The organism is Psychrobacter maritimus (assembly GCF_904846345.1).
In the GTDB taxonomy this organism is placed as follows: domain Bacteria; phylum Pseudomonadota; class Gammaproteobacteria; order Pseudomonadales; family Moraxellaceae; genus Psychrobacter; species Psychrobacter maritimus.
Map to the genome: position 1 here is coordinate 591,331 of NZ_CAJHAJ010000001.1, position 26,959 is coordinate 618,289.

Annotated in this window: 23 protein-coding genes; 13 read left to right on the forward strand and 10 right to left on the reverse strand. The window is 43.3% G+C overall.

The genetic code is table 11. The features are described 5' to 3' along the window. Positions 1-186: 186 nt before the first annotated feature. Positions 187-567: a twitching motility response regulator PilG gene (pilG, locus tag JMX50_RS02420; RefSeq protein WP_149488687.1), complete on the reverse strand. Its 381-nt coding sequence runs from the start codon at positions 565-567 to the stop codon at positions 187-189. Between the two features lie 818 nt (positions 568-1,385). Here pilG and JMX50_RS02425 point away from each other — a divergent pair. The 6 genes from JMX50_RS02425 (at position 1,386) to JMX50_RS02450 (ending at position 9,004) form a co-directional block, all read left to right on the forward strand. After that, positions 1,386-2,708, forward strand: coding sequence for an efflux RND transporter periplasmic adaptor subunit (locus JMX50_RS02425; protein ID WP_227670866.1), 1,323 nt, complete (start codon positions 1,386-1,388; stop codon positions 2,706-2,708). A 214-nt stretch (positions 2,709-2,922) separates the two neighbouring features. After that, entirely contained in the window at positions 2,923-3,645 is a 723-nt protein-coding gene (locus JMX50_RS02430) for a response regulator transcription factor (protein WP_057761578.1), read from the forward strand. A 92-nt stretch (positions 3,646-3,737) separates the two neighbouring features. Continuing rightward, positions 3,738-5,903: a sensor histidine kinase gene (locus JMX50_RS02435; protein WP_201628274.1), complete on the forward strand. Its 2,166-nt coding sequence runs from the start codon at positions 3,738-3,740 to the stop codon at positions 5,901-5,903. A 376-nt stretch (positions 5,904-6,279) separates the two neighbouring features. After that, entirely contained in the window at positions 6,280-7,050 is a 771-nt protein-coding gene (locus JMX50_RS02440; RefSeq protein ID WP_201565075.1) for a methionine ABC transporter ATP-binding protein, read from the forward strand. Between the two features lie 17 nt (positions 7,051-7,067). Next, entirely contained in the window at positions 7,068-7,754 is a 687-nt protein-coding gene (locus tag JMX50_RS02445) for a methionine ABC transporter permease (protein ID WP_149488683.1), read from the forward strand. A gap of 266 nt (positions 7,755-8,020) precedes the next feature. Further along, complete coding sequence (locus JMX50_RS02450; RefSeq protein ID WP_201628275.1) at positions 8,021-9,004, forward strand: MetQ/NlpA family ABC transporter substrate-binding protein; 984 nt, start codon at positions 8,021-8,023, stop codon at positions 9,002-9,004. 145 nt (positions 9,005-9,149) lie between these two features. Here the strand turns inward: JMX50_RS02450 and JMX50_RS02455 are convergent, their stop codons facing one another. Further along, positions 9,150-10,406: an amidohydrolase family protein gene (locus JMX50_RS02455; RefSeq protein ID WP_201628276.1), complete on the reverse strand. Its 1,257-nt coding sequence runs from the start codon at positions 10,404-10,406 to the stop codon at positions 9,150-9,152. A 92-nt stretch (positions 10,407-10,498) separates the two neighbouring features. Then, positions 10,499-11,731, reverse strand: coding sequence for an MFS transporter (locus JMX50_RS02460; RefSeq protein WP_265088570.1), 1,233 nt, complete (start codon positions 11,729-11,731; stop codon positions 10,499-10,501). Between the two features lie 500 nt (positions 11,732-12,231). On the opposite strand from JMX50_RS02460, the gene JMX50_RS02465 reads away from it, so the two are divergent. After that, a complete protein-coding gene (locus tag JMX50_RS02465; protein WP_201628277.1) occupies positions 12,232-13,080 on the forward strand; it encodes an aldo/keto reductase in 849 nt (282 codons plus the stop codon). A gap of 113 nt (positions 13,081-13,193) precedes the next feature. Here JMX50_RS02465 and ccmE read toward each other — a convergent pair whose 3' ends face one another. The 5 genes from ccmE to ccmA form a co-directional block, all read right to left on the reverse strand. Then, the gene (ccmE, locus tag JMX50_RS02470) at positions 13,194-13,694 is read right to left on the reverse strand and encodes a cytochrome c maturation protein CcmE (RefSeq protein WP_201619215.1); all 501 of its coding nucleotides are present in this window, start codon (positions 13,692-13,694) and stop codon (positions 13,194-13,196) included. Positions 13,695-13,948: 254 nt separating this feature from the next. Next, positions 13,949-14,173 carry a heme exporter protein CcmD gene (gene ccmD, locus JMX50_RS02475; protein ID WP_372830399.1) on the reverse strand — a complete coding sequence of 75 codons (225 nt, stop codon included), beginning with the start codon at positions 14,171-14,173 and terminating at the stop codon, positions 13,949-13,951. A 54-nt stretch (positions 14,174-14,227) separates the two neighbouring features. Further along, entirely contained in the window at positions 14,228-15,016 is a 789-nt protein-coding gene (ccmC, locus tag JMX50_RS02480) for a heme ABC transporter permease CcmC (protein WP_201565070.1), read from the reverse strand. 208 nt (positions 15,017-15,224) lie between these two features. Beyond that, positions 15,225-15,881 carry a heme exporter protein CcmB gene (locus JMX50_RS02485; protein ID WP_201619297.1) on the reverse strand — a complete coding sequence of 219 codons (657 nt, stop codon included), beginning with the start codon at positions 15,879-15,881 and terminating at the stop codon, positions 15,225-15,227. Between the two features lie 184 nt (positions 15,882-16,065). Next, on the reverse strand, positions 16,066-16,695 hold the full coding sequence (ccmA, locus tag JMX50_RS02490) for a heme ABC exporter ATP-binding protein CcmA (RefSeq protein ID WP_201628278.1): 630 nt from the start codon (positions 16,693-16,695) through the stop codon (positions 16,066-16,068). 133 nt (positions 16,696-16,828) lie between these two features. On the opposite strand from ccmA, the gene JMX50_RS02495 reads away from it, so the two are divergent. From JMX50_RS02495 to JMX50_RS02510, 4 genes are all read left to right on the forward strand, one after another. Continuing rightward, on the forward strand, positions 16,829-17,878 hold the full coding sequence (locus JMX50_RS02495) for a hypothetical protein (protein WP_227670867.1): 1,050 nt from the start codon (positions 16,829-16,831) through the stop codon (positions 17,876-17,878). A 71-nt stretch (positions 17,879-17,949) separates the two neighbouring features. After that, on the forward strand, positions 17,950-18,942 hold the full coding sequence (locus JMX50_RS02500; RefSeq protein WP_201628279.1) for a YbjN domain-containing protein: 993 nt from the start codon (positions 17,950-17,952) through the stop codon (positions 18,940-18,942). A 137-nt stretch (positions 18,943-19,079) separates the two neighbouring features. Beyond that, positions 19,080-19,997: a histone deacetylase gene (locus JMX50_RS02505; RefSeq protein WP_201628280.1), complete on the forward strand. Its 918-nt coding sequence runs from the start codon at positions 19,080-19,082 to the stop codon at positions 19,995-19,997. A gap of 57 nt (positions 19,998-20,054) precedes the next feature. Then, on the forward strand, positions 20,055-20,261 hold the full coding sequence (locus tag JMX50_RS02510; RefSeq protein ID WP_201624653.1) for a DUF2905 domain-containing protein: 207 nt from the start codon (positions 20,055-20,057) through the stop codon (positions 20,259-20,261). A gap of 19 nt (positions 20,262-20,280) precedes the next feature. On the opposite strand, the gene JMX50_RS02515 is transcribed toward JMX50_RS02510, so the two are convergent. Together JMX50_RS02515 and coaBC are read right to left on the reverse strand one after the other, a co-directional pair. Further along, positions 20,281-21,063 (reverse strand): sulfite exporter TauE/SafE family protein, encoded by a 783-nt coding sequence (locus tag JMX50_RS02515; protein WP_201619219.1) that lies wholly within the window; start codon positions 21,061-21,063, stop codon positions 20,281-20,283. An 84-nt stretch (positions 21,064-21,147) separates the two neighbouring features. Next, the gene (gene coaBC / locus JMX50_RS02520; RefSeq protein ID WP_201628281.1) at positions 21,148-22,533 is read right to left on the reverse strand and encodes a bifunctional phosphopantothenoylcysteine decarboxylase/phosphopantothenate--cysteine ligase CoaBC; all 1,386 of its coding nucleotides are present in this window, start codon (positions 22,531-22,533) and stop codon (positions 21,148-21,150) included. 130 nt (positions 22,534-22,663) lie between these two features. Here coaBC and radC point away from each other — a divergent pair, with 130 nt between their 5' ends. Together radC and JMX50_RS02530 are read left to right on the forward strand one after the other, a co-directional pair. Then, a complete protein-coding gene (gene radC, locus JMX50_RS02525; protein WP_201628282.1) occupies positions 22,664-23,347 on the forward strand; it encodes a RadC family protein in 684 nt (227 codons plus the stop codon). A 355-nt stretch (positions 23,348-23,702) separates the two neighbouring features. Then, positions 23,703-26,681, forward strand: a complete 2,979-nt coding sequence (locus tag JMX50_RS02530) for an acyl-CoA dehydrogenase (RefSeq protein WP_201628283.1) — start codon at positions 23,703-23,705, stop codon at positions 26,679-26,681. Positions 26,682-26,959: the final 278 nt, after the last annotated feature.

Below are 26,959 nucleotides of genomic sequence, written 5' to 3' on the forward strand. Positions count from 1 at the left end.
GTAAAAATTAAGCAGAAAGCTCTCATGACAAATATGCATAACCAACTTTCCTAAACAGCGTCTGTAAGCATAACTGTAAAAACAACTTATCTGCTGATTAGCGACTTATATTGGGTTTTTATAGCGGGCTATTATTTATAAGGGGCTATTTATAACAGCTTATAATAAGTTTTAAAAAACCTACCGCTATGAGCGATACTGATTAATCGCCTCAAAAAGCTCATCTTTACTAAATGGCTTGGTCAAATACTCATCAGAGCCGACAATGCGACCACGGGCTTTATCAAATAAACCATCTTTCGATGACAACATAATTACAGGCTTGCTGGCATAATCAGGATTGTTTTTTATCAATGCGCAGGTCTGATAACCATCTAAACGTGGCATCATAATGTCCACAAAAATAATATCTGGGTTATGATCGACAATCTTAGCCAAGGCATCAAAACCATCAATGGCGGTTACAACTTCGCAGCCAGCTTTTTGCAATAACGTTTCTGCGGTACGGCGAATGGTCTTTGAGTCATCAATCACCATTACTTTTAAACCATCAAAATTATTTTCCATTATCTCTGTCCTATTAATGACTATTTATTCGTAATGCTATCTATAAGTACAGATTATCACTCTAATCTGCCAATCTAAGCTATCAATACAAAACAATAAGCGGTTATCTTAATTTATCAGTGAACGTATTTTATCTAAAGATAAACAGCAAACCCTGTATTGTGCTCGATCATAATAGCTAAATTTTCACCATCAGTATCTGCCTATTTATCAGCGCATTACCATCAGTCACTATACGCACTTTATGGTAAATATTCTTAGCAAATTGCGCGGTATTTTAAGTGCTGTTAAGCGGTGATAATACCTATATCAGCGTTGCGCAATCATACTATTCAGTCATCGATACAAATCCCAGCTAACCGAACTTCAAGCCTTTTAAGCAATCTTTCATTAAAGCTTAATTATTAAAAGTAGTTCATTCTTACTAGAGGTAGTTGCTGTTACTTAACAGGATTTGATTTAGATGACAATAAAGCCAGATACGATATTTGATGTTGCTATATTTTGGCATTATATAGAAATAGCGTGCACCTTACCGAATAATTTTCTTTTGTCATAAAAATGTATCAATATATTTTATTATGTTTGTTTTAGCACAGTTACAATGCCTTTTCCAGTCATTTAGTGAATTTATGTTCAAATAAATCAGTGTAAATTCATCACTCTAGCGCAACCCCTTTATTTTCGGCCTGTATTATTAGCGCTGCCTATCAAAGCAATATTCAACTCAAGCAATGCCCATTAGAAAAGACAGGCTAATCATTTCACCACAGCAAAATTCACTATATAATGAAAATTCGTTGATAATGGTGACTGGTATGACAGATTCTATGTGCTCAAGGCGTTTAAGCACGATATTTTCAAGTGCGCTATTTCTAGCTTCTAGCCCTTTAAAAAAGAGTGTGTACCTCTTAAGTGCTTTGCTCATTATCGCCTGTCAACCCTCGCCTCCGACATCAGAGCCGGTCACTGCCGAAAATAGCGAGACGGTTAATACGCCACTTCTCATTCGCGCTGATAGCATCACGATGACCCCTGACCATATCCTGAGCGTCAAGCCAACCCGTTATCAGCCCAGTCTTGGCTTAGAAGGTGAAATTGAGCCTATTAAAAAGGTAAATCTGACTGCCGGACAAGCGCTGATAGTCGAAAAAGTATTGGTGAAGAAAAACCAATGGGTAGAAAAAGGCGCGCCCTTATTTATTGTTCGTCGTCAAACGACCGAGATTCAACAGCCAGCTGATGTAGCAGTAGCGGCTACAAACTCAGCAGAAACCGTAGAAATTAATAAAAAGGCTGATATTAAGCCTGAGCAATCGGCTGCCAATAATCAAAATACGGCAAATGATACCGTTATTAATAGTGATAAGCAGACAAAACAAGCGGTAAAAAATGATACAGAAAGCGATGCGAAAATGACTGCCGCTAACAGTAAAAAGCCAACTACAGACAACGCTACTAGCAGTGGCAGTAATGACGAGCTTAATAACACTCAAGAGGCTGCACCATCAGAAAAATCATACAACCTAATCACGGTGCGGGCGAGTTTTTCTGGTCGGATAGAAAAGCTCTACATTAAAAACGAACAGAAGGTAGAGCCGCGTCAGCCTTTATTAAAGCTCAGTGACGAGACGGAACTGCATTTTATTGCCACCCTTCCGATTGACGCTGAATCGCAAATCTCTGTCGGGCAAACGGTGAATTTTACCGCTGAAGGTTTAATAGATGAATTTACCGGCCAAGTGAGTAAGCTGACCACCACTCAGCAACCAAAACAGCTGTTGGTTGCTGTCAACGTGGTTGATAATGAAGTCAGTCGCAACCAGATAAGACCTGATATGAAGGTGACAGGACGTGTTGACTACGGACAAATACAGGTCGGTACCACTGTCCCTAAGCGTGCCCTGCATAATGTAGATCTCACTGTGCTGCACAAGCCGCCGTATAAGCCACTGCGGCCTTTAATCGCCAATGTATGGATTATCAAACAAGACCAGCGTTTGACGCGCCAGCCTGTCGAGGTCATTGAGTATGACCCGCTGACCAAACAATATTTAATCGCGGGCATTACCAATGACAGTTTGATTTGTTTGGCAAATCTACCGGTTGAATCTGAAGGTAAAAAGGCGGTAGTTTCATAAGCGTTGAAGCAAGTAGTTACATTGTGTAGAAACATTAACAAAGCATGTCTTGTTTAATAACATCCTGTTTAGGCAATATAGCGTATGCTAAATAGCAGTGATTAAAAATTAAGGGCGCAGTACTTTTAAAGCAGAACTTTGAAAATGCAGGTTTAAAACAGTACTTTTTAAAATGCAGATTAAACAAACTATAACAACAACTAGAGGAAAAATTATGAGTAAGCAGATTTTACTAATTGAAGATGATCCAGATTTAGCCGAGTTAATCAGTGATTATCTGACCATGAATTACTACGATGTACACCATGCAGGATTGGGTCAAGAAGGTTTAGATTTATTAGACACCAAAGAGCGTGATATTGACCTAGTCGTACTGGATTTGATGCTTCCTGATATGGATGGGATGCAAGTTTGCCAAAAAATACGTGGCAACAAAAACAACATGACCAATAAAGTGCCGATTATTATGCTGACGGCAAAAGGCGATACCACTGACCGCGTATTGGGTTTAGAGATGGGTGCCGATGATTATATCGCCAAACCATTTGAGCCACGTGAGCTATTGGCGCGTATTCGTGCCGTTATTCGTCGTCATGAGCAGCCAAACCAAGCCGACAGCCAATCAGACAGCCTTACTTTCGGTCGCTTGAGCGTCTTTCCTGACAGTCATGAAGTTACTATCGATGACCAACCGGTACGTCTAACGACGCATCAGTTTCAATTGCTGCATTATTTTGCCACCCATTCTGGTAAAGTACTAAACCGCGAGCAATTGTGGCAAGCAATGCCAAACGATGACAGCTCAGACAATATTGATCGCGCTATCGACGTGCATATTTCGCGTTTGCGTGCGCTTATTGAAGACAATCCACGTCAGCCAAAACGTATTATTACCGTACGCGGTGTGGGTTATCAATTTGCAACCGATCAAGTATAAATGGCGTATGTAATCAAACGACGTTAGGTTAAGCGATAGTGCCAATAAAACCGATAAAGCGGTTATGAGCGTTTGATAATAGAGATGATTTAATGCAACAACTGGGTTTTCGTTCCGTATTTGCCAAGCTATTTGCCAGTGTCATGCTGGCACTTATCTTATTTGCGGTAGCGATGGTGTTATTGACGCAGTTGGTCCATGACAAAGACGCGGGCATTCGCTCAGAAATCTTAGCCACGCAAATCTTGGGTCAAATAGACCCTTTTTTGCATGAGCTAAACATCGCGGTCAGCAAGGACAATCGCTTACAGTCGCGCTTTATGCTGGCGGTGGTCAAAAAAAGTTTTGATATTTTTGATGAATCTTTGCAGGCAAAGATGGGTTTGTATGACAGCGAAGGTCAGTTGCTGATGCAAACCGACAATAGCGATTTGCCGTTAGAATTGCCGGCGCCGCCCTCTTTATTAGCACGCGTTTTTCCCTCATTTGCTGAAACCTCCCCAACCAAGCAAGCCCAAGTCTATAGTAGTACGGGCTATACGCTATTATATGAGTCACGCTTAGCGCCTAAAAAACCTGTACTCTCAGCGGCGCTAAACTTATTTACCGGTACCTTATTGCTGCTGATTATTATGGCGGGCGTGCTTTGGTGGATTGCTCGTACCATTACTTGGCGTATTAATCAGATGAGTCAGCAGATGGCTGAACTTGGTGATGGCGACTTTAGCGTGCGTGTTAATGCACGCGGTAATGATGAGATTGCATCACTCGCCCGCGGTTTTAACCAAGCGGCACAAAAAATTGAACACCTTATTAATGCCAATAATCTATTGTTGGCGCACGCCTCGCACGAGCTGCGCACGCCTATCACCCGTATCCGTTTACAGATTGAGATGATGGATATGCTGGCAGCGGCTCTGCCGAGCGATACCAAAGAAAAATTTGATAAACGTGCCCATGCGATCAATCGTGATCTGTCGGGACTGAATGATTTGGTTGAGAGTATCTTGCTCGTCAGCCGATTAGACGCCGGTCATGCCCTACAGCAAGTTGAACATTTAGACTTATATGACTTGGTCAATCAGGAACGCCAGCATTATCCTGAAGCGACGTTGATTGGTGAACACATCGTCATTGATGGTCAATCATCCATGCTTACCCATTTAATTCGTAACCTACTGACCAATGCCATGCTGCATGGCAAGCCGCCTGTTACTGTATTGCTTTATGGCGTGCAAACATTAGAGGAAGCCAATGATATCCCTGACTTCCTATTGCAAACCATACTATGCAGTAGTTTTGTCGACTATAACAGCTCCGACTTTGATTCTTATGAAGAAGTCACTCATAACGTCAATCAGCTTGAAAACCCACAAGATTCTACTGCCACTGACGACTCAATTGACGCTAGTGACAGAAAACCTAAGTCAGCAGAAGCTACAGAAGTAGCGTTATTACCCGCCCCTGCTATTTATAAAAATGGTGAAAGTGTCACGGCGCTTACTGATGCTCAGAATGAAATCATTGAGGTTGATGGTGATAGCGATAATGATACGAGCTTAGTCACGGATAAATCACAGCCTTCAGAACTTATTGACGTACCTAGTAAGGTAAACAGTAACGTAAACACTGACATAAGTAATGCCATAAACACTGATATAAACAGTAATGATGAGTCGAAAACCATTAATGAGCCTTCGCTTAGCTCTAACTATCAACGCTTCACGAGCGATCTAACCGATAAAATTAAAAAAGTCATTTGGCGCGCGGTTCCTGAAAATCAGGAGATATCACTTCTCAGTATTGAAGACAATGCTATCAATCAAAACGCAGAAAACACCGATAAAAACAATAGTACTGAGAAAAATGACGCTAAAGATAACTCTAAGAGCAATAATAAAGAGAACGCCAAAGATAATGGCGAGACAGCAAATACACCACGTAAAGAAGGTTTGTTTAGTAAGCATCTAAAGAAAGCAAAAACCGAACCAACCCGCCCGCTACCAAAATATGCCGTGTTGGCAGTGATTGATGAAGGCGACGGCATCCCTGAAAACAAACGCGAAGAAGTTTTTAGTCCCTTTGTACGCTTACAGCAAAAGAATAAAGGCTCAGGACTTGGCTTATCCTTGGTTGCCCAAATTGTCACCGCGCACCAAGGGCGTATCCTGACCGACACTATTAATGGTCATACGCGATTTTTAGTGGTGCTACCTGTGAAGCACGACCCTCATTATCATCATGACAGCCGTGATTAATCCTATAGCTCAGTCTTAAAAAACTAAGTCTTAAGAAACTCAGTGGCAAAAAACTTACTACTAAAAAACCAGTGCTAAAAGCATGCTCGAACATGCCTGCTGATGTTATATTGCTTCTTTATTTCATAACCATTTATTCGAAATGACGATAAATTTACGCGCTACCTGTCTTGATTGCTTGGTTACTTAATAGCGAGCAAGCCAAGATTATCCTTTAGTCATGGATGTCCATATCCAAAACACTGCATAATATGCTATATTAGCGCCCCTTATTATGGGGTTATTGAATGTTGTTTTTAACTGTGCTCTTTACGATGTAAGAGACCCTACAACCGCTTCATGACTATTAAAATATTTATTGAATTTTGAGCCCTCCATGAGTGACATGATTGTCTTAAACGATGTGACCAAAAGTTTTCTAAGCGACCGGTCTATAAAAGATAAAGACGGCAAGCCACATTGGTTTACTGCTGTCGAGCCGACGTCCTTAACTGTGCAGCAAGGCGAGATATTTGGCTTGATGGGCTATTCGGGTGCGGGTAAATCTACTCTCTTACGCCTGATTAATTTGCTTGAGCGTCCAGATTCCGGTCAAGTCATCGTCGATGGTACGGATTTGACCACTTTATCCGCTAGTGATTTACGTATCGCTCGCCATAATATCGGTATGATTTTTCAGCAGTTTAACCTGATGTCCAATCGTACGGTCTTTGATAATGTCGCCTTTAACTTAACGGTGGCAGGTTATCCGAGCGCCGATATTCATAAGCGAGTGATGGACTGCTTAGAAATCGTCGACTTGATCGACCGTGCCGGGCATTATCCCGCGCAGTTATCAGGGGGACAAAAACAGCGTGTCGGTATCGCGCGCGCCATTGCGCCAAGCCCAAAAGTATTATTGGCGGATGAGCCGACCAGTGCGCTTGACCCTGCGACCACGCGCAGCTTATTGACTTGTCTACGCGATATTAATGAGCAGCTTGGCGTCACCATCGTCATTGTCACGCATGAAATGAGCGTGATTCGCAGGCTATGCGACCGCGCAGCGTTGTTACATCAAGGGCAATTGCTTGAGGTTGCCGATATTCGCGACGGTCTGATTCAGGCCACCACAACGATTGGCAAAGGCTTGGTTCACGAAGACTAAGAGGTAGGAGAATAGACATGTTAACTGGTGCTGAATTATCCGCCTCGATAGACAAACTGCTCGCGCTGCGCAAAGAGATTTGGCAGGCGTTTGTAGATACCTTTATTATGCTTGGTATCTCAACGACGGTCGCCATCGTGATCGGCGGTTTGTTTGGGGTTTTCTTATTTTTATCTAGTGATCGGCAGTTTTTGCAAAACAAGACGCTATACGGTGTGCTTGGTGCGATTACCAACTTTATGCGCGCCTTCCCATTTGTGATTTTGATGATTGCCATGAGCCCTTTTACCAAAGCCATTGTTGGCACTGGTATTGGACCGATTGCCGCCTCTTTGGTACTGGCGATTGCGGGTTCCTTTTACTTTGCGCGCTTGGTTGAACAAAACCTGCGTGAAGTGCCACGTGGTATTATCGAAGCAACTGAATCGATGGGCGCCCGTCCTTTTACCATTATCAAAGTGCTGCTTAACGAAGCTCGTTCTGGCTTGGTATTGTCGGTCACCATTTTATGTATCAGCTTACTATCGTTTTCGGCAGCTGCCGGTATGATTGGTGGTGGCGGTCTGGGTGATTTGGCGATTCGTTATGGCTATTATCGCTATCAAACTGAGGTGATGGTATTTATTGTCGTCATGCTGTCGATTATGGTTATCGGGATTCAGGCCTCAGGTAATTGGATAGCCATGCGTTTGGATAAGCGCTAAATTTCACTTATAAATTGACTATAAACAGTATTAGTCATTGGCTCTTAAAGTACGCATATTAAACGTTTGATATGAATAATGCGCAAGCTTTAATGCCGATTCATCCTAAGCAAATGCTTGACTTTGTAACTGATTCCCTTTAATTTTGATACTATCTTAACAACCGTTAACTTAGCAGCATTACTATTCATAATGTTGCTTTTTTAATGCGGGTTTTAAATGTTGATACTCAATCCCCTATTCCCATCCCTTATTAAGGAAGTTTCATGAAATTAACAGATATCAGCCGTCAAGTAGCCACAGCATTCGCTGCGGTTGGCGTATCAGGTATTGTATTGGTCGGTTGCAACAACTCATCAGCGCCAGAAGCCAACAAAGAGCCAGTCACTGAAGGCGCAACGGAAACAACGACCACAGAAACAGCCGCGACCAGCGATATCGATCCTGAGCATAGCAAAATTGTCATCGGTACGACCGAAGGTGATTTTGCCGATATGGTACGTAACCAAGTAAAAGGCTCGTTAGAAGCACAAGGTTATAAAGTTGAGCTAGTCACATTTACCGATTATGTGCGTCCAAACATCGCCTTGGCTGATGGTGATTTAGACATCAACATCTTCCAACATAAGCCTTATCTTGATACCTTCAAAAAAGAAAATAACCTTGATTTGGTTGAAGCCTTCCAAGTACCAACAGCCCCACTTGGCATCTATTCAGGCAAAAAGACGAAAATCAATGAGGTCTACAAAGGCATGAGCGTTTCTGCGCCTAATGACCCAAGTAACTTTGCCCGTGCGTTAGTGATGATGAATGAGCTAGGTTGGATTACGTTAAAAGACAATATCGATCCATTGACCGCCTCAAAAACCGATATAGCTGATAACAGCAAATACGACATCAAAATCGTCGAGCTAGAAGCAGCCCAGCTACCACGTGCGCGTGATGAAGTTGACTTTGCTATCATCAATGGTAACTATGCGACCGATGCCGGTATCAAGCTGACTGAAGCGCTATTCCAAGAGCCAAGCTTTGCTTATGTCAACTGGTCAGCGATCAAAACTGCTGATAAAGACAAGAAATGGGTGAAAGACGTGACCAACGCTTATAACTCAGAAGCCTTTAAAAAGTATGCGCATGATAGCTTCCCAGGTTACAAATACCCAAAAATCTGGGGTACTGATACCGCGGCTGCCCCTGCGACTGCTTCTACAACAGCTACTGCTCCTGTTACAGAAGCTGCTGCTCAGTAACTGCTTGCCTCATGATTTAAGATAGTTTATGCCAATAAAGTATCTTAAAAATTAAATAGAAAAAGCCCATTATTAAATAATGGGCTTTTTCGTTAATATTTTAGCTGGTTGCTATTTATTCTTTCTCTATTTTTGGTAAATAAGACTACTTGGTTTTTCTAAAAACATCCAATTCGATATCATAGCTTGGTGCAGACTTTTTAAATAAATATTTACCATTACGAACAGAAGCAAGCACGTCAGCGCGTTGACGGACCGCCTCAAACGGACTATCGGCGTCCAATACCAAAAAGTTAGCTGGCTTACCAATATCCAAACCGTATTCATCTTCGATATTTAAGGTTTTTGCGCCATTTATGGTGATAAAGTCGAGACAGACGTCAAGCTGCGGCAGCGACATAGTTTGCGCCAAATGAATACCGTTATCCAAGATATTCATCATATTGCCGTTACCAGTTGGATACCACGGATCGTTAATAGAGTCTTGACCAAAGCTGACGTTAATACCATTTTCCCAAAACTCTTTGACCCGCGTCAAACCACGGCGTTTTGGATAAGTGTCCTGACGACCTTGCAAGTAAGCATTTTCGGTTGGTAATGCGATAAAGTTCATGCCTGACTGCTCAAATAGCCCCATCATCCGAAATGCATAAGCATCATCTGCTGAGCCAAATGAGCAAGTATGACTCGCCGTCGAGCGCGCGCCGATACCTTCAATCATAACCAAAGCATTTAATAGTTGCACGTGACGGCTCATCGGGTCATCAGTTTCGTCACAGTGGACGTCGATGAGCTTGTCATATTTAAGCGCAAGCTCCACCGTCTTACGCACAGAATCTTGACCGAATTCATACGCCCATTCAAAATGCGGAATACCGCCAACACAGTCCGCGCCCATTTTTAACGCTTCCTCCATCAACTCGACAGCGCCTTTATAGGCGTACATGCCTTCTTGCGGGAACGCCACAATCTGAATGGTAACGTTGTCTTTTAACTCTTCGCGCAGCTCGAGCATTGCTTTGAGCCCTGTTAAATCAGGGTCGCAAACGTCGATATGGGTACGAATGTACTGCACGCCTTTAGAAACCTCTTCCTGAATGCCTCTTAGCATCCGCGCTTTGGCATCTTCAAAAGATTGCGTTTTTTTGACATCATGCCAGCGCGCAATCCCTTCAAATAGCGTACCTGAAGCATTTTTCGCCTCATCACCGCCGCCGGTATAGACATAATCTAAATGCAGATGCGAGTCTACATAAGGTGGCACAACCAACCGACCTTTCAGGTCAATCTCTTCTGTAGCAGCCGGTAAACCCTTACCTATTTGCTGAATGACACCGTCTTTGACGAGAATTTCATTAGCATCGCTATTACGATAGATAGTGGCATTGGTAAATTTAATCATGACAAACTCCTATTATTGCTAAAAGTTAGTTATTAAAAATGCGTTATTTAAAACTGCTTATCAAAACCTAGTTATTAATTGTTACTAGATTATTAGACAACAGGCGCCGCCAAGGTTTTCTTAGAGATTACCGTAATAATAATGGCAGGTACGAAACACAAAATAGACAGATAGACGATACCCAAGACACCTGTTTCTGGCATATGCACCAAAATCAAACCGGCAAGCCATGTGGCAATCATAATTGAAAAGTTAAATACGCTCGATTGTACCGAGGTCGCGACAGCTTTTGCTTCCGTCACCTGATGGCTAACAGCCGTTTGAAACATAGTTACCAGAGGTCCGAATGCCAGTCCCCAGAGTAAAAAAGCAAAATGTGCAAAACCATTTGTCCCTCTAAAGAAGACAAACAACAGCATGGCAACTACGCCACAAACTAACATCCCAACGATTAAACCCCGTAAATGGGTATCAATAATCTTGGCCGATAAGATGACAGAGATGACCGAACCTATCCCAAAGATAAATAGCGCTAAGCTGATACCGCCAACGAACTTAATGGTTTCGACCAATAGCGTGATATAGGTGTAGGTGCTGTAATGGGCGACGACTGCTAAAAAAGTCAGTGCTAAAACAATCCAGACGCCAGGTATTTTGAGCACCGCTATTGGCGAGTTACTTTGGGTCAGCTTTTCACCTTGCACCGATGGCAAAAACTTCATAGCCAGCAGTGCAATCACCGCACCCAATACACCCAGTACGATAAATGAGGTACGCCAGCCAACTTGAGTGCCAATATAGGTCATAATCGGTAGACCCAGACTGACACCAAAGGTATTGCCCGCCATAATAATAGTGATAGCCTTACCATGCAGGTTTTCTGGCACCAATGCCGTCCCATAGGCGGCAATCATCGGCCACATAATCCCTGCACAAATACCGCCAATGATACGCATGGTGACGATAAGCGCATAAGATGAGGTAAGACCGACGACGATATTAGAAATGGCAAAGCCCGCCAATAAAACCATCAAAAGAATTTTTCGATTGACCCACAACGTCATACTAATAAGCGGAATAGCGAAAATCGCTGATGCCAGCGCGTATATACCGACCAAAAACCCTACCTGAGTCTGCTCAATACCTAAGCCGGCGGTCATTTGCGGCAAAATACCCGACGGCATCAGCTCTGAGAGAATACCAATAAAGGTCACGCTTGCCATCAAACCAAAAATAAACCACGAAATAGGGTTTTGATGCTGACTGTCTGCACCATTTTTTAAATGACTGTCTTGTACAGTACTTGCCTTTGAAAAACTGGACACATCCTCTCCTAATTGAATGAAGTTGCTAGAAGATTGTGGAACTTGGCTTTGTTCATCGTTATTTTGTTAATTGCTACCTTGTTAACCATTACTTTATTGATAGCTGTATCAATAAAAACCTATATACCTCTCTATATATAATTTTTTATGGATAATTAAATTTGTCATTTGTTTGGTTATACTCTAGCATTACGTCCATTTTATGGATACCCCTTACTATAGTAAGGTTTTTAATTTCAGTATTTTTCTATCTTAAATAGCTCCTGTAAACAAACTATTAATAACCTTAGGAGTTATAAAATGACGTTACAGCCTGTTTGTCGTTTGTAGGAAAGCGTCACCTGCCCTTTCACTTACCGCTCCTTTTTTCTATAGTGGTTAGGTTAAGCTTAATAGAAACTGAGGCTAATAGAAATTGAGAACATTATATTTCTGATTAAATCCTATATTAATAAATATAAGAGCTATTAATAAATCACAAAAACAACAAGGACAATAATATGCGTGCTAAAACTTATAATATTCGCACCGCTGGACAAGCGAACATTCCGGTACTCGGACTGGGTACGTGGCAATCAACGGGACAAGACTGTATCGATGTCGTCAGCCAAGGCCTAAAAATGGGCTACGAGCACATTGATACCGCCCAAGCTTATGATAATGAAAAAGAAGTGGGAAAAGGCATTAAGCAATCAGGTGTTGCTCGCGATAAGTTCTTTTTAACGACGAAAATATTTCCTGATGACATGAAGTTTGAGCCAGAAAAGCTTATTGCTGCGGCCAAACGTTCGTTAGAAAACTTAGATACCGATTACGTTGATTTACTGCTACTACATTGGCCTGATGATCGTGTGCCTTTATCTGAAACCATTCCTGCACTGTGTGAGCTCCAAAAACAAGGGCTGACGCGCAATATCGGCGTGTCTAACTTTAATATCGCCAACATCATCGAAGCCAAGCGCTATGCTGATGTGCCGATTGCGGTCAATCAGGTGGAGTTTCACCCCTTTATTAAGCAAAACACCCTGCAGACTTTTTTAAATAATCACCATATTTTATTAGAAGCATATTCGCCGCTTGCCCGCGGAGATGTGTTTGATAATAAAGTCATTAAAGACATCGCTGATAAGCATGGGATTACCCCAGCGCAAGTATCGCTGGCGTGGATTTTATCTGATAAGCAGCGTATTGCGATTCCAAAAACCTCTAATCCTGAGCACTTACAAGGCAACTTAGATGCTGTCAAGGTAACGCTCAGTGCAGATGAACTTGAGAAAATCGGCAGCTTAGCGCGTAGCGACGGTCGTAAAATTAAGCATCCGGATTATTCACCAGAATGGGATGATTAATAAATAATATTTATTAAAATATTAGGCAAAAAAAAGCCAGTGATAAAGGTCACTGGCTTTTTTATATTTAACGCTTTTACGATAACTATTGATAATTATTATTGTCAGCGCAATTACTGCTGTAAAGTCTTGGTCTCATGCACTTTTTCAGCAGGATTATATTGCTCAGAAGAAGGGACTGCGCCATTACGATTGTTCTCTTTCATCGATTTGGCCACTTCTGGCGGCATATAATTTTCATCATGCTTGGCCAATACTTCGCCTGCGACAAAGGTATCGCCTTGCATTTTACCGGTTGCAACCACGCCTGAGTTTTCAGCGAATAAATCTGGCAAGATACCTTGATAAGTCACGGGCACGGTCGACTCAAAGTCGGTGATAGCAAATTCAATGCTTAACGGGTCGTCTGGCGCACGTTGGACACTACCAGCAACTACCATACCGCCAGCACGGATACGCTTATCCTGCGGCGCTTCACCTTGCGCAATGGCGGTGGCGTCAAAGTAGTAATCGGTCTGTTGCCCAATGGCATAAATCACCAACACCACGGCAATCGCCGCCCCTGCAAGCGTAAACATAACCCACATCAGTTTTTTGCGACGAACTGCGTTCATACCACTACCTCATTGATGAGTCGCTGTTTTACAAACTGCTCGTCTGCAAAACAGAAAATATTAAAGAAATTCCTATTAGACTGACTTGATAACAAGCCCGTCTAACCGTACTTTTCTAATACCTATATGGTAGCATTTTTTGCCCAAATCAATAAGCCCCCTCGCAACTGATGAGATCATATATTTACCATTGGATAATAACAATTTTATAAGCTAAAAATTTGATATTAAAAAGGACTGTTTAAGGAGAATTGTTAAGAGGATTGTTTGGTCGCAGGATTAGGGGTTTTAGCAGCGCGCTGTGCTTGACGCGCTTGCTGAATCGTTAGCTGCTTGATAAGCGCTTGCCGTTGACGACGGCTATAAATAATAAAAATCAGCATCATGCCGACTGTAATTGCCCAGCATGACCAGACAAACACACCATGCTCACCCATGGCGATAAACTCAGAGACGCTATAAAAGTAAGGCTGCATCATATTTCCCTAGCCGTTATTTGGTTTGTTCATAGCTATATTGTTATATTTTATGGGCTATTTATTTTGGCCACGAACGTATTCTTTTACCCACGCTTTACCTTGATCGCGATATAAAATCAGGGTATTGGTGCGATAAATAGCCAACGTTGCAACCAATAAATAACTGCCAATAATCATCAGTAATAATGGCAGCCACATATCCGCCGACATTTTTGGTGCTGCAGTCAGCGTAAAGGTTGAACCTTGGTGCAAAGTATTCCACCACTGTACTGAGTACTTGATAATGGGTAAGTTGACAGCGCCAACGATAGACAAAATAGCCGCCGCTTTACCGCGATTGGCGGTATGTTCAAAGGCAGCAAACAATGCCATTACCCCCGCATACAAAAACGCCAAAATAAGCATAGATGTCAAGCGCGCATCCCAAACCCAATACGTGCCCCACGTCGGTTTCGCCCAAATAGAACCGGTCAGCAAACTAATCACACAAAGCAAAAACCCCATCGGCGCTAACGCTTGCGCCACAAGGCTCGCGGTTTTAATTTTCCATACCAGATAAATGACGCCCAGTACGGCTAAAGCAAAATAAATGGAGATAGCCAAACTGGCGGCTGGTACATGGATAAAGATAATGCGATAGCTATTACCTTGCAGATAATCAGGCGGCGCAAATGCCAAGCCCCAAACGCTACCGATAAGCAGGCAGAGACCGGCTAATATCGCTAGCCACTTAACCCAAGGCGCAAAGATGCGAAAGAACTCCTTGGTACCCACCGTGGTCAAGAAAACTTGCCAGATGCGTTGCCACAGGCTAGGAGATGAGACATTATTCAGGTTGGGCATGGGAATAAACCTATTACGCAGCTAGTGATTATCGAGTAAAACGCATGATTCATACGACTACCCGCTAACTTGCTGGCGTTGAACGCTGGATAGAATCTACACGTGACTGTTTGTTTAATAGACTATTATAGCAAAGTTGCCAGTTTTCACCATGCTGTTAATATAAAGGGTTTTAATGAGAAAAAGAATGACATACCAGCATGGGTTTTTAATTAAGCCATGCCATTTTTAACGTCATTGCAATCACCCATGGCATCACCAGTACCGAAATAATACTACCTGCCAATAATAAGGCCAAAATCGGCAAGCCATTGAGACCTGTGGCAAATAAATCAACCGCACCCGTCGCAAAAATCAATACCGGTAATTGCATCGGTAAGGCAATCAAAGGCACCAGCACCGCGCCATTCTTCAATGATAGTGTCAGACTACTGGCGACCGCTGACAACATAAGCAGCATCGGACTGCCAGTAATAATAGACGCCATCAATATCCACGCCTCAAACCAGCTCAGCTGAAATAATGGCACGGCAAGCAAACTTAATGCCGCCACAATACCACTACTAAAAACCCAATGGATAACCAAACGAATCAGCACCCATAACGGCAGCGAGGCTTTAGCGACGACCAATTGTGCCAGCGTACCATTATCAAGGGCAGGCTTAAATAAACCATCAACGCCCATTACCAATGACAATAGAGCTGCAATCCAAACTGCCGACACCCCAAGGCGTTGTAATAAAGCAGGCTCGCTACCAACCGCGAGCGGAAATAAGGTGATAATCACTAAAAACAATACCAGAGGATATAACCACTGTACTGCCCCTTGCTGCTTGACCTGCCATTCGCGCCGCCAAAGCTGCATAAAACTGATAGCGCGCGCAGCAGCTGCACTAGCATTCGAAGTATTAGCATCCGAGCTTGTATTCACGGTTTTTACTGCACTGTCTGTGTCTATCATTTATTCGCTCTTCCACTAATGCTTGTCGCACTTATATTGACGCTTGTTGCAGTTAGATTGATGCTTATGGCAGTTATATTGATAGCATTTACACCATATAATCGGACAAATCGAGCACTTGATTGGCAACGCCGACGGCCTGATGACTGGTCATTAATATCGCACCGCCAGCCGTAGCAAACTCGCGCAATCTGTCTTCCATGCGCGCCACCATATCGACATCAAGCGCGGTAAAGGGCTCATCAAGCAACCATAAAGGGGTGACGTCAGGCGTTAATAAATACAAGCGTGCAAGGGTAATGCGCCGCGTCTGCCCCGCAGATAAATGGCTTGAGCTGATGGTCTCAAAGCCTTGTAATCCTACCCACGTAAGGGCGTCATCAATATCAGCCGTACTTGGGCTAATGCCATATAAATTGAGCAAAAAGGTAAGATTTTGGGCGACGGTCAGGTTTGGATGAATACCCAATTGATGCGATACATATAAAGGCTGCACAGGTAAGCTTACTGCTCCTTGATAAACAACCTCACCGCTTAGCACTGGCAATAATCCAGCTAATTGCATCAGTAGCGTCGTTTTACCCGTACCATTAGCACCAACCAAGTGACAGATGCTACCGGCAGCCAGATTGAGCGTCACCCCTTCACATAAAGGAGTTTCACCGCGCTGAACCGTCAGCTCATCAAGCACAAGTAAGGCTGTATTCAGAGCCGTCATCCAAACCTCTCATTATTTATTAAGCAGCAGGCAATATTCATCACAAACACAGATGAGGTTCATGGCATAATACTTTATGCTTACCACAACCACACAGTATAACAAATTGTCGATTACTATGACCTCAAAACCTATGCAGACTTCAAAAGATATTCAAAACCCAGCGCAAAAATCAGACACGCCGATGCTAACCCTAGACAGCTTAATCGAGGCGCAAGTTGCCTTTATGCAGCAATGGCTGCACTCGCAAGCGCAGCCGCTATCGATGCAAGCTTGGCAGTGGTTTGGCGAGCAGCCACTGAGTAAATATATCAGTAGCGATGATTTGCAGCATCTTATTAATGACTGGCTTCTTAAACAGCCGCTCAGCGAGGTGGTACGTCGCGATATTCGTGATATTTTGCATACTATTATTTATCATCCCGTTAATGATAATGTGCCTTTATCAGAATTGGTCGATGACACGCAAGTTGAGATTCTAGCCAGCTACGTCGGTAGTCATGAAGAGCAGCGTAATATCTTGGTGCATACACTGGTCGGTAATGAAACCTTTGCAGACTTATTAACGCAAACGCTGTATCACGCTATCAATGATTTTATGGAATCCACGCTAGATAAAGCCGGTGCTGCCGGTAAACTGATGAAGTTTGGACGCAGCTCGTTTGAAAAAGCAACCAATCGCAATCTTGATGAAAAATTGCAGACGTACCTGCATCGCAATATTAAAGATTTAGCGCATAAAGCAGAAGCCAATGCCCAAGCGCATTTATCCAATGAAGAGGTTGCGCGTTTATTGGTGGCGGGTTGGGGGCGTATCAAAGAGAAGCCGATTAGCGAAATCCAAACTTATTTACGTGATGAGCCTAACGATAGCAGTATTGAACATATTGAAAACAGCATCCAACAAAGCTATAACCGTTTGCGCCTATCCCCTTATTTACACAGCCTTGTGGCAGCGGGCGTCGATACTTGGTATACCAACCATCAAGCCGATAGCATGGCCAATATCGCGGCAAGCCTACATATCGATGAGCAGGCAATAACGCAATTGAGTGCTGCCCTGCTACCTGTCGTCACTGACGCCCTTGAAAGCTCATGGGTTACGGCGCATATAACAGATATGTTGCAGGCGTTTTACGCCCAGCCTAGTATCAAAGCAGGATTGGTATTTGGCAGCGATTAATCTGCTGTTGTAGCGTACGGTTTATGATTTAGTTTTTAAATTTCACCTTTTATTAGTTAGCCTACTATCCTATGAGCCAATCTCCTAAACTCAGCTTATGGCAAAGAATTAAACAGCTGCTTAACATATCGGCTGTGCAGGCTGTCATTGATGATATCAAGGCAGCTAAAGACTTAGAATTAGATTTGGGTTCAGATTTAGACATAACAGAACAGGATAATAATAACTCTCATCCTTCAAAAAATGAGAAAGATAGTATTCAAACTCGTCCTAAAGACAGTAACAATAATGACAGTGATCATAATGACAATGATAATACGGATGTCAGCGGCTCTAACCCTGACTTAAACCGTAATTCAAATCACAACATAAACCACAGCTTTGATGACCGTTCCGATGACGTCATTTATAACAGCCTTAGTAGCAACATTGATAGTAGGTTAGATAGCAGCACTGATACTGATACTGACGCTTATTTTGATAATGATATCGAAGGTATGACAAAGCAAAATAGTGATGATGACACCCCGATTGTCAATTATCTTAAGCAGTATTTTGACGAGCAACAATGGCACTATAACCATTATCGACCTAGAACGAGTGGCAATAAAAATATTGACAGCCAGCAATCACACCATTTGTCTTTGAGGATGCGTAATAAAAAGCTCGATTGCGGCTATCTTTTTCGTGTGCAAGAAAAAAGCAACTTACTGGCAGTCTACGGTATTTTGCCGTTTTTGATACCCGAAAGCCATCAAAGCGCCGCCATGTTACTGATTACCCAGATCAATTACGACATGCTGATTGGCAATCTTGAGATGGATATCAATGATGGCGAGATACGCTACAAAAATGCCATCGATATCGAAGCGGTCGGCATGGATGAAAAAACCATTGAGCATTTACTACAAAGCGTCATCGCAATGACCACGGTTACTTACGAGATATTTAGTGACTTGGTCAACAATCAAAATCCTGCTACAGAATTGCAAGACTTACTGATGACACTACATCAACAAGAGGATGCGCGAACTTTTTTTTTACCCACGCAATTTGTTCAGTAATCAAACTGGATATCTGTGCTTTTATAACTTCTCATTAGTATCTTATTCTCAAAAGCCTATTTTCAAAATCTGACTTTCAAAGCCATGAAAACCCTTTAGTCTTAAAAAACTCTCTCAAATAGAAACCATTTAATATTATGCTAAAAATTGCTTACTCTGACATTTTTCATTATTCCGTACCCGAAAAACACCGCTTTCCCATGCAAAAATACACCATGATTCCTGAGCGCTTATTGGCTGAAGGAACTATCAATAATGAGAATTTTTTTGCTCCGAAACGTCTGACAGAAGATGAGATTTTAACCACCCATACAGCGGACTATTGGCAGCAGCTTAAAACCCAAACCTTACCACGTAAAGAAGCGCGCGCCATTGGTTTTGAGATGACGCCAGAATTGGTAGAGCGCGGGCGTTATATTGCCCATGCCACTTATGAATGTGCGTTATTCGCCCAGCAATATGGCGTGGCGATGAATGTCGCTGGTGGCACCCATCATGCCTTTGCCAATCATGGTGAGGGATTTTGTGTTTTTAATGATGTGTGTATCGCCAGCAATTTATTATTAAATCGTGGACAGGCGCAACGAATTTTAATAGTTGATTTGGACGTTCATCAAGGTAACGGCAATGCCAGTATCATGGCGGATGAGCCGCGCGTTTTTGTCTTTAGCATGCATGGCGCGAAAAACTACCCGTTTCGTAAACAAGTATCAGACTTAGATATTGAGCTGGATAATGATACGGGTGATGCAGAATACTTACAGATATTAGAGGATACGCTGCCGCGCTTAATCAATGAATTTGCGCCGGATATGATCTTTTACCAATCTGCAGTCGATGTATTAGCAACCGATAAATTAGGCAAACTTAGTCTGACGATAGAAGGTTGTAAGGCGCGTGATGAGTTTGTCCTACAACAAGCTAAAGCGGCCAATATTCCCGTGGCTATCGTCATGGGCGGCGGCTATTCAGAAGATATCGAAGATGTGGTCGAAGCGCACTGCAATACATTTCGTTTGGCACAACAGCTGTTTTTTGCTGAACTGATTGAGTAATGTGCAACTGAGAAAAAGGCGCGACAAAATAACGTAAGAAAATTAGCGAGAGTCTAGATGGCAAAAATATTGATAGGTATAGGCATTTTTCTGGTTATTATCGGCGTTATTTGGCTGCTGTTTCCAAATGCGTTTTCATGGATAGGCAATATGCCAGGCGATATCAAACACACTTCAGGCAATACCAGAATATATTTTCCAGTCGTCACCATGATTATCATCAGTATCGTTGCCACCATACTGTTAAATTTGTTTAATCGGTAAATTTATTCAATCGCTAAGTTTATAGCAACGCCGTTATCCCCTGCCAACCCACGCGAATACCTAGCACGATGAGAATCAGTAAAATAAGCTGACGAAAGCGTGCTTGTGGCAAGTAGCGGCGTAAGCGAATACCAACTAACAGCGCGGCGATAGATAGAACACTAAGCAGCGTAATCAGCTGCCACTCACCGTGACTGAGCGCCATGATAGGCTCACGCAAGACAATAATTTGGGCAATTTTACCCAAAAAATAACACATATTGCCGACTTTAGCGATGGTATGCTTATCGTCACTTGCGGACAGTAAATACATCATTAATATGGTCGACATGGCATTGGTCGCACCGCCAATAATGCCTGCACTCAGACCAACGATAATCAGCACAGGCTTGGTATTGGGCAGACGAATTTGCTTACCGAGCAAGCTACTGACGACATAAAAGCCAATAACCGCTGCCAATACCAATAAGATATAAGCGCTATCGACCCACAGCAACAATTTTGCACCAAGCATACTACCGAGCAGGCTGGTGAGTGCCAACAACCAATAGCGTCTGCCGTAATAGATGAAATTTTGCCAAATCGTGCGTCCGCCACCCGCTAGCCAAGTCATGGCATTAAGTAATAATGAGGGGAAAATCACTAGAACGATAGCATGGGGCAACGGATAGATACTGGCAAGCGCGGTGGTGGTTACTAACGTCACACCCAGTCCGCTAATACCATGCAGCAATGATGCCAGCGCAAAGATTGCTATCAGTAGTAACGTCTGGGTGCTATCGTTATCCATCATATTCGTCATAGAAACTTACGACCTAATAGCGATATTGACGACAGATATCGACGACAGTAGAAACAGCATAACGAGGCGGTTTCTTATGATTGGTTATGATTGATGACGTTGCCAAATTGTTTCGCCAATAATAGTAACCAACTGCTTGGCTATCTCCTCTTTGCTCGCTTTCTCAAGTACTACGCTATCGTGCTCATAACGCTCTGAGAAAAACACTTGCATGGCATTATCATCACTGGCAAAACCAATATCTGCACGTGAGACGTCATTACAAGCGATTAAATCTAAATCTTTAGATACTAGCTTGCCACGAGCATAGTGCTCAACATCTTGTGTTTCTGCTGCAAAACCAACGACAAACAGCTCAGGATGGGCAAGCGAAATCGTCGCTAGGATATCAGGGTTTTTAACCAAGCTTAGCGTCATGGCATCTTGCGTTTTTTTGATTTTTTGCGGTGCCGCTTCTTCAGTACGATAATCAGCAACTGCGGCGGTAGCAATAAAGATATCAGCAACTTTTATGCTGTCATCGGTAATAATCTCAGCATGTCCATGTTGATGCGCTTCACCGCAATCACAATCGCCATGCTGATGAGCATGGTCGTGGCTGTGTTCATGAGAATGATCGTGAGAATGGTCATGATCTTCTTCAGGCAGATACTGTAGCGCAATATGCGTACCATCGACACATTGCTGCGCTGCTACAAGCATATCTTTAGCTGACAGGACATCAATGCGCGTGACATTGAGCGGTGTTGGCAGCGCAACTTTGCCACCAGCAATCAAAATAACCTCTGCACCAGCGGCCACACAAGCACGGGCTAAGGCAAAGCCCATTTTCCCTGAAGAATGATTGGATAAGTAGCGCACCGGATCGATGGCTTCTACCGTCGGACCTGCAGTAATCACCACGCGTTTACCTGCCAATAACTGCGGCGTGGTTTGCATGGCATTAAACAGTAGCACTTCGGCTAATAACTCTTCAGGCTCAGGCAAGCGCCCTGCTCCGACATCACCGCATGCCTGCTCGCCGCTGGCTGGTTGGATAATTTGATAATTCATATCGCGCAGGGTTTGCACATTCAGATTCACTGCTGGATGCGCCCACATTTGCTGGTTCATCGCTGGCGCAATAATGACCGGCGCTGTCGTTGCAAGGCAGACAGTGGTCAATAAATCATCTGCCATACCCATCGCAAGCCGTGCCAAAGTATTGGCTGAGGCAGGTGCAATGATAATTAAATCGGCCCATTTAGCAAGCTCGATATGACCCATCCCCGCTTCTGCTTGCTCATCAAGTAATGAGATATGTACCTCATTGCCCGTCAAAGCCTGTAAGGTAAGAGGCGTGATAAACGCTTGTGCGCCTGTGGTCATAATGACGCGCACATCAAAGCCCGCCTTGATAAGTAGACGGGCAAACATAGCAGATTTATAAGCGGCGATACCGCCGGTGATAGCAAGCACAATATTTGACATAAGCATGGCATCAATAAAAAAATGAAAGATAAAAATTGCGCTTATAGTAACAATTATGCGATAAGTTAGGGGAAGTTTTGTAGATTTATCTCAGTTATCTGACACTTATCCCCATTCTCAAGGAGTGACAATGGCAATTAAAGACTGGCATGAAGATGATAGACCGCGTGAAAAGCTGCTGAAATTTGGCGCCGCTCATTTATCTGATGCTGAGATATTAGCGATATTTTTGCGCACAGGCACCCAGTCGCAATCGGCCATTGAGCTTGCCCGCCATTTAATAGACCAGTTTGGTAGCTTAGCTGAGCTGTTAGCCGCGCCGCAAGAGACGGTACTTGCTTGTCACGGTATTGGTCCTGCAAAATACGCCCAGATACTGGCATCGCTTGAGATGGGCACGCGCTATTTAGACAGTCAGCTTAAGACAGGTCACGCCCTTGGGCGCTCGCAAATGGTCAAAGACTATATCAGCACCCAGCTGCGCGGTGAGCATCGTGAAGTCTTTGCCGTACTATGTCTGGATAATGCGTTAAACCTAATCAATTTTGAGATACTGTTTACCGGCGGTATCTCTTCTTGCTCCGTCTGCATCAAACACGTTTTGCGTCATGCGTTAAGCCACGCTGCCAGTCAGCTTATCGTCGCTCATAATCACCCGCATACCGATGCGACCCCTTCAACGGCCGACAACTTATTAACCTACGAGCTAAAAAAGGCTTGTGACTTAATAGATTTGTCATTGGTTGACCATATCATTGTCGGACGCAATGATACCTTATCTTATGCTGAGAGCTGCTTGCCCCCTTTTGGTTAAAGATCGATAACAGCTGGTTATATAAACAAAGCTTGATACATATTATCGACACAGCGTAGCATTTTGGCTCTTGATAGTTATAAACAACTGTTTCATATTGGTAGTTAACTTTATTTTTGCTATGACAGTTATCGGTAAGCCTACTATTGAGAGATTTATTTAATAGTAGCTCTATCCTTATTAATTTTAAAAACTGCTAGAAAAGAAGTAAAAACAGGCATTTATTTTGTCATATACATTAACTTATCGCATAAAAAATCTGATGGAAAAATAAAATAACAATTAGAATTATTCCATCAGTTTTTATTCATTTAAATTTTACGCTTGTGTATTCAGCGTTATAAAGGAGACAGTCATGGCCATCGGCTTATTTATTTTGGCAGTAATCATTCAGTTAGCCATGGTCTTGGCCATCTTTTTATTATCTTTATCTCGTGTCACTGGTAGTATCGTCGCCCTAGTGACCGTCCTTGTCACCGCCTTTATCAGTCCATGGTCGCTCATCTTAGGCATACCGCTAGCGCTACTATGCTTGGTATTGCTAATCGCCCCGCTGCGCCAATCATTGATTACCAAACCTGTTTATAAAGCCTTGGGCGGTGCGATGCCAAGCATGAGCGATACCGAACGTGAAGCCCTCGATGCCGGTACCAGCTGGTGGGAAAAAGAGCTGTTTATGGGCGCTCCAGATTGGGACACCTTTGCCAAGTATCCCTATCCTGAATTATCAGAAGAAGAGCAAAGCTTTATTGATAATGAAGTAGAAGTGCTGTGTGCCATGCTTGATGAATGGCAAATCCATCATGAAGATAAAGAGCTGTCACCAGAGGCGTGGCGCTTTATTAAAGCCAATGGCTTTTTGGGTTTAATTATTCCGAAAGAGTATGGCGGATTAGAATTTAGCTCGTATGCTCAAAGTCGGGTGATGAGTAAAATCGCTTCGCGCTCACCGACCGCTGCCGTTACTTGCATGGTGCCGAACTCGCTCGGCCCCGGTGAGCTGCTGATGCATTACGGTACCGATGAACAAAAACAACGCTGGCTACCCGGTCTTGCTAAAGGTGAAGAAGTTCCTTGCTTTGGTTTGACGGGTCCTGAAGCGGGCTCCGATGCAGGCGCGATTCCTGATACGGGTGTGGTTTGCTATGGCATGCATGAAGGCGAGCAAGTGCTCGGCCTGCGTATGAACTTCTCTAAGCGCTGGATTACTCTAGCGCCTATTGCGACCGTCGTTGGTTTGGCCTTTAAGATGCATGACCCAGAAGGTTTACTTGGCGACCCTGAAAAGACCGATTACGGCATTACCTGTGCGCTCGTTCCTGCTAGCCATGAAGGGGTTGTTACCGGCCCACGTCATAACCCAATCGGCTCACCATTTATGAATGGTACAGTCGATGGTAAAGACGTCTTTATCCCGCTAGATTATATTATCGGGGGCGTTGAAAATGCCGGTCGCGGTTGGCGTATGCTGATGGAATGCTTGGGCGTTGGACGCGGTATCTCCTTGCCAGCGCTATCGACCTCTGCCAGTGAAGTCACCTATTTGACCGTTGGCGCATTTGCGAAAGTACGTGAGCAATTTAAAATCTCCGTTGGTAAATTTGAAGGCGTGCAAGATGCCACCAGTCGCATGGCCAGTAACACTTATATGCTCGAAGCATTTCGTCATCTAGTCACCTGTGGCTTGAACCAAGGTGGTACGCCATCGGTGATGACGGCAATGGCAAAATACTATGCCACCGAAACCATGCGTATGGTGGTCAATGATGGCATGGACGTGGTCGGCGGTCGCGCCGTACAGATGGGACCGCGTAACTTTTTAGCGATTCCTTATCAAGCCATTCCCGTCTCTATCACCGTTGAAGGGGCGAATATCTTAACACGCTCATTGATGATTTTTGGTCAAGGGGCAATGCGTTGTCATCCTTATCTATTTGATGAGCTGCAATTATTGCAAAGTGATGATAAAGAAGGTGCGCTCAAGCAGTTTGATAATTTATTCTTTAAACATTTAGGCTATACCTTTAATCGCGGTGCCAAAGCCTTTGTCGCAGGCTATGTCGGTGGCAGCAATCATGCGCCAAGCTTTGCCGATAGCTTTACCCGTCCTTATTATAAAGACATCAACCGTTTAAGCGCAGGCTTTGCCCTAACCGCCGATATGTCTTTAGGCTTATTAGCCGGCGATTTAAAACGTAAAGAGATGCTCTCTGGGCGCTTAGCCGATATCCATTCGCATCTATTCATCTGTACAGCGATTTTACAATTTTATGAATATGGCTCTAAATCTAAAGCCGAACGTTTACATGCAGAAGTGGCCCTAAAAAACAGCCTTTATACCATTCAAGAAGCGTTCTTGGCTTTATTTGCCAACTTCCCAAATCGTATGGCGGCAAGCTTAGTCAGCTTTGTCACTTTCCCAAGTGGGCGTATCTTTGCGCCGGTCAGCGATGAGCTAAAACGCCAATTGGGCGATACCTTTATGGATGATTTTGAAGCCAATCCATTCCGTGATTATCTTAAAACCATGGTGTATTACAATACTGAGCCTGATGATGTCACCGGACGCATGGAACATGCTTATCAAACGCTGCTTGACGTTGAGCCTTTATGGCAGAAATTTAAAAAGGCGGAGCATAAAGACAACTTTGAAGGTCTTACCTTTGAAGATCATGTGGTATATGCCAGCCAAAACGGCGATATTACCGAAGAAGAGGCTGAAGTCCTTATTCAATATAACGCCATCCGCTATGATTCATTATTGACCGATGTGTTCGATAAGCATTTATCTAAAGCGCAAGAACGCACCAATCCGCACAGTTTAGAGAATGCAGTTTATAAGCTAACGGATTATGCGCAATTGAAAAACGATGCCCAAATAAGAAACGGCATCGCGACTGAGAATACTGCGCAAACAGCTGAGCCAATGACTGATAACCTTGAGCCTGCAGCGGATAATAAACAAGAAGCAACCGGTGATGCCAACCCTGACCATGGTTATGAAAGCGATGGTGATGTCAAAATGGTCAGTGAGCAAGACACTATAAAAGAAGTTCAGGCACAAACCGATTTTGCAGCGTCAAACCCTGAAGCACAAGCACTCGACCCGCGTCACCGTGATGCAGAAACGCACTTAAGCGAGCGCATGGGTCATAATCACCGTTTGAATCAAGCGGCTGATACTCATGCTGATAATGTAGATAGCTTAGACAGCTCAAATGGCCTTGAGAATTCAGAAAGCTTGCAAGCAAAAACAGACCGCTTAGACAAATCGTCTAACGCAGATAACAAATGGCAAGATGGCTTACGTCGTGACGAAAACGATAAGGTCTAAATAGCTAAAAACCAGCACTTTTCTAAAACTTGTTTTTCAACTTAAGCGAGATTATCCAACATGGATAGTCTCGTTTTTTTTGACTGCACCATGGCTATTACACCCAAATCTACGCCAAAAACCCTTATGTTATTCAATTTAATCTAAAAATTTTTGCCGCTAAATAAATCCTGACCACAGCAAGGCGACAATGTCACGTTATTAAAGTCATAAAAATTTCTTGCAGTATCCCCAACAATTCTTTTATATTGTCTCCAAAATCTGACTTAAATGACAGA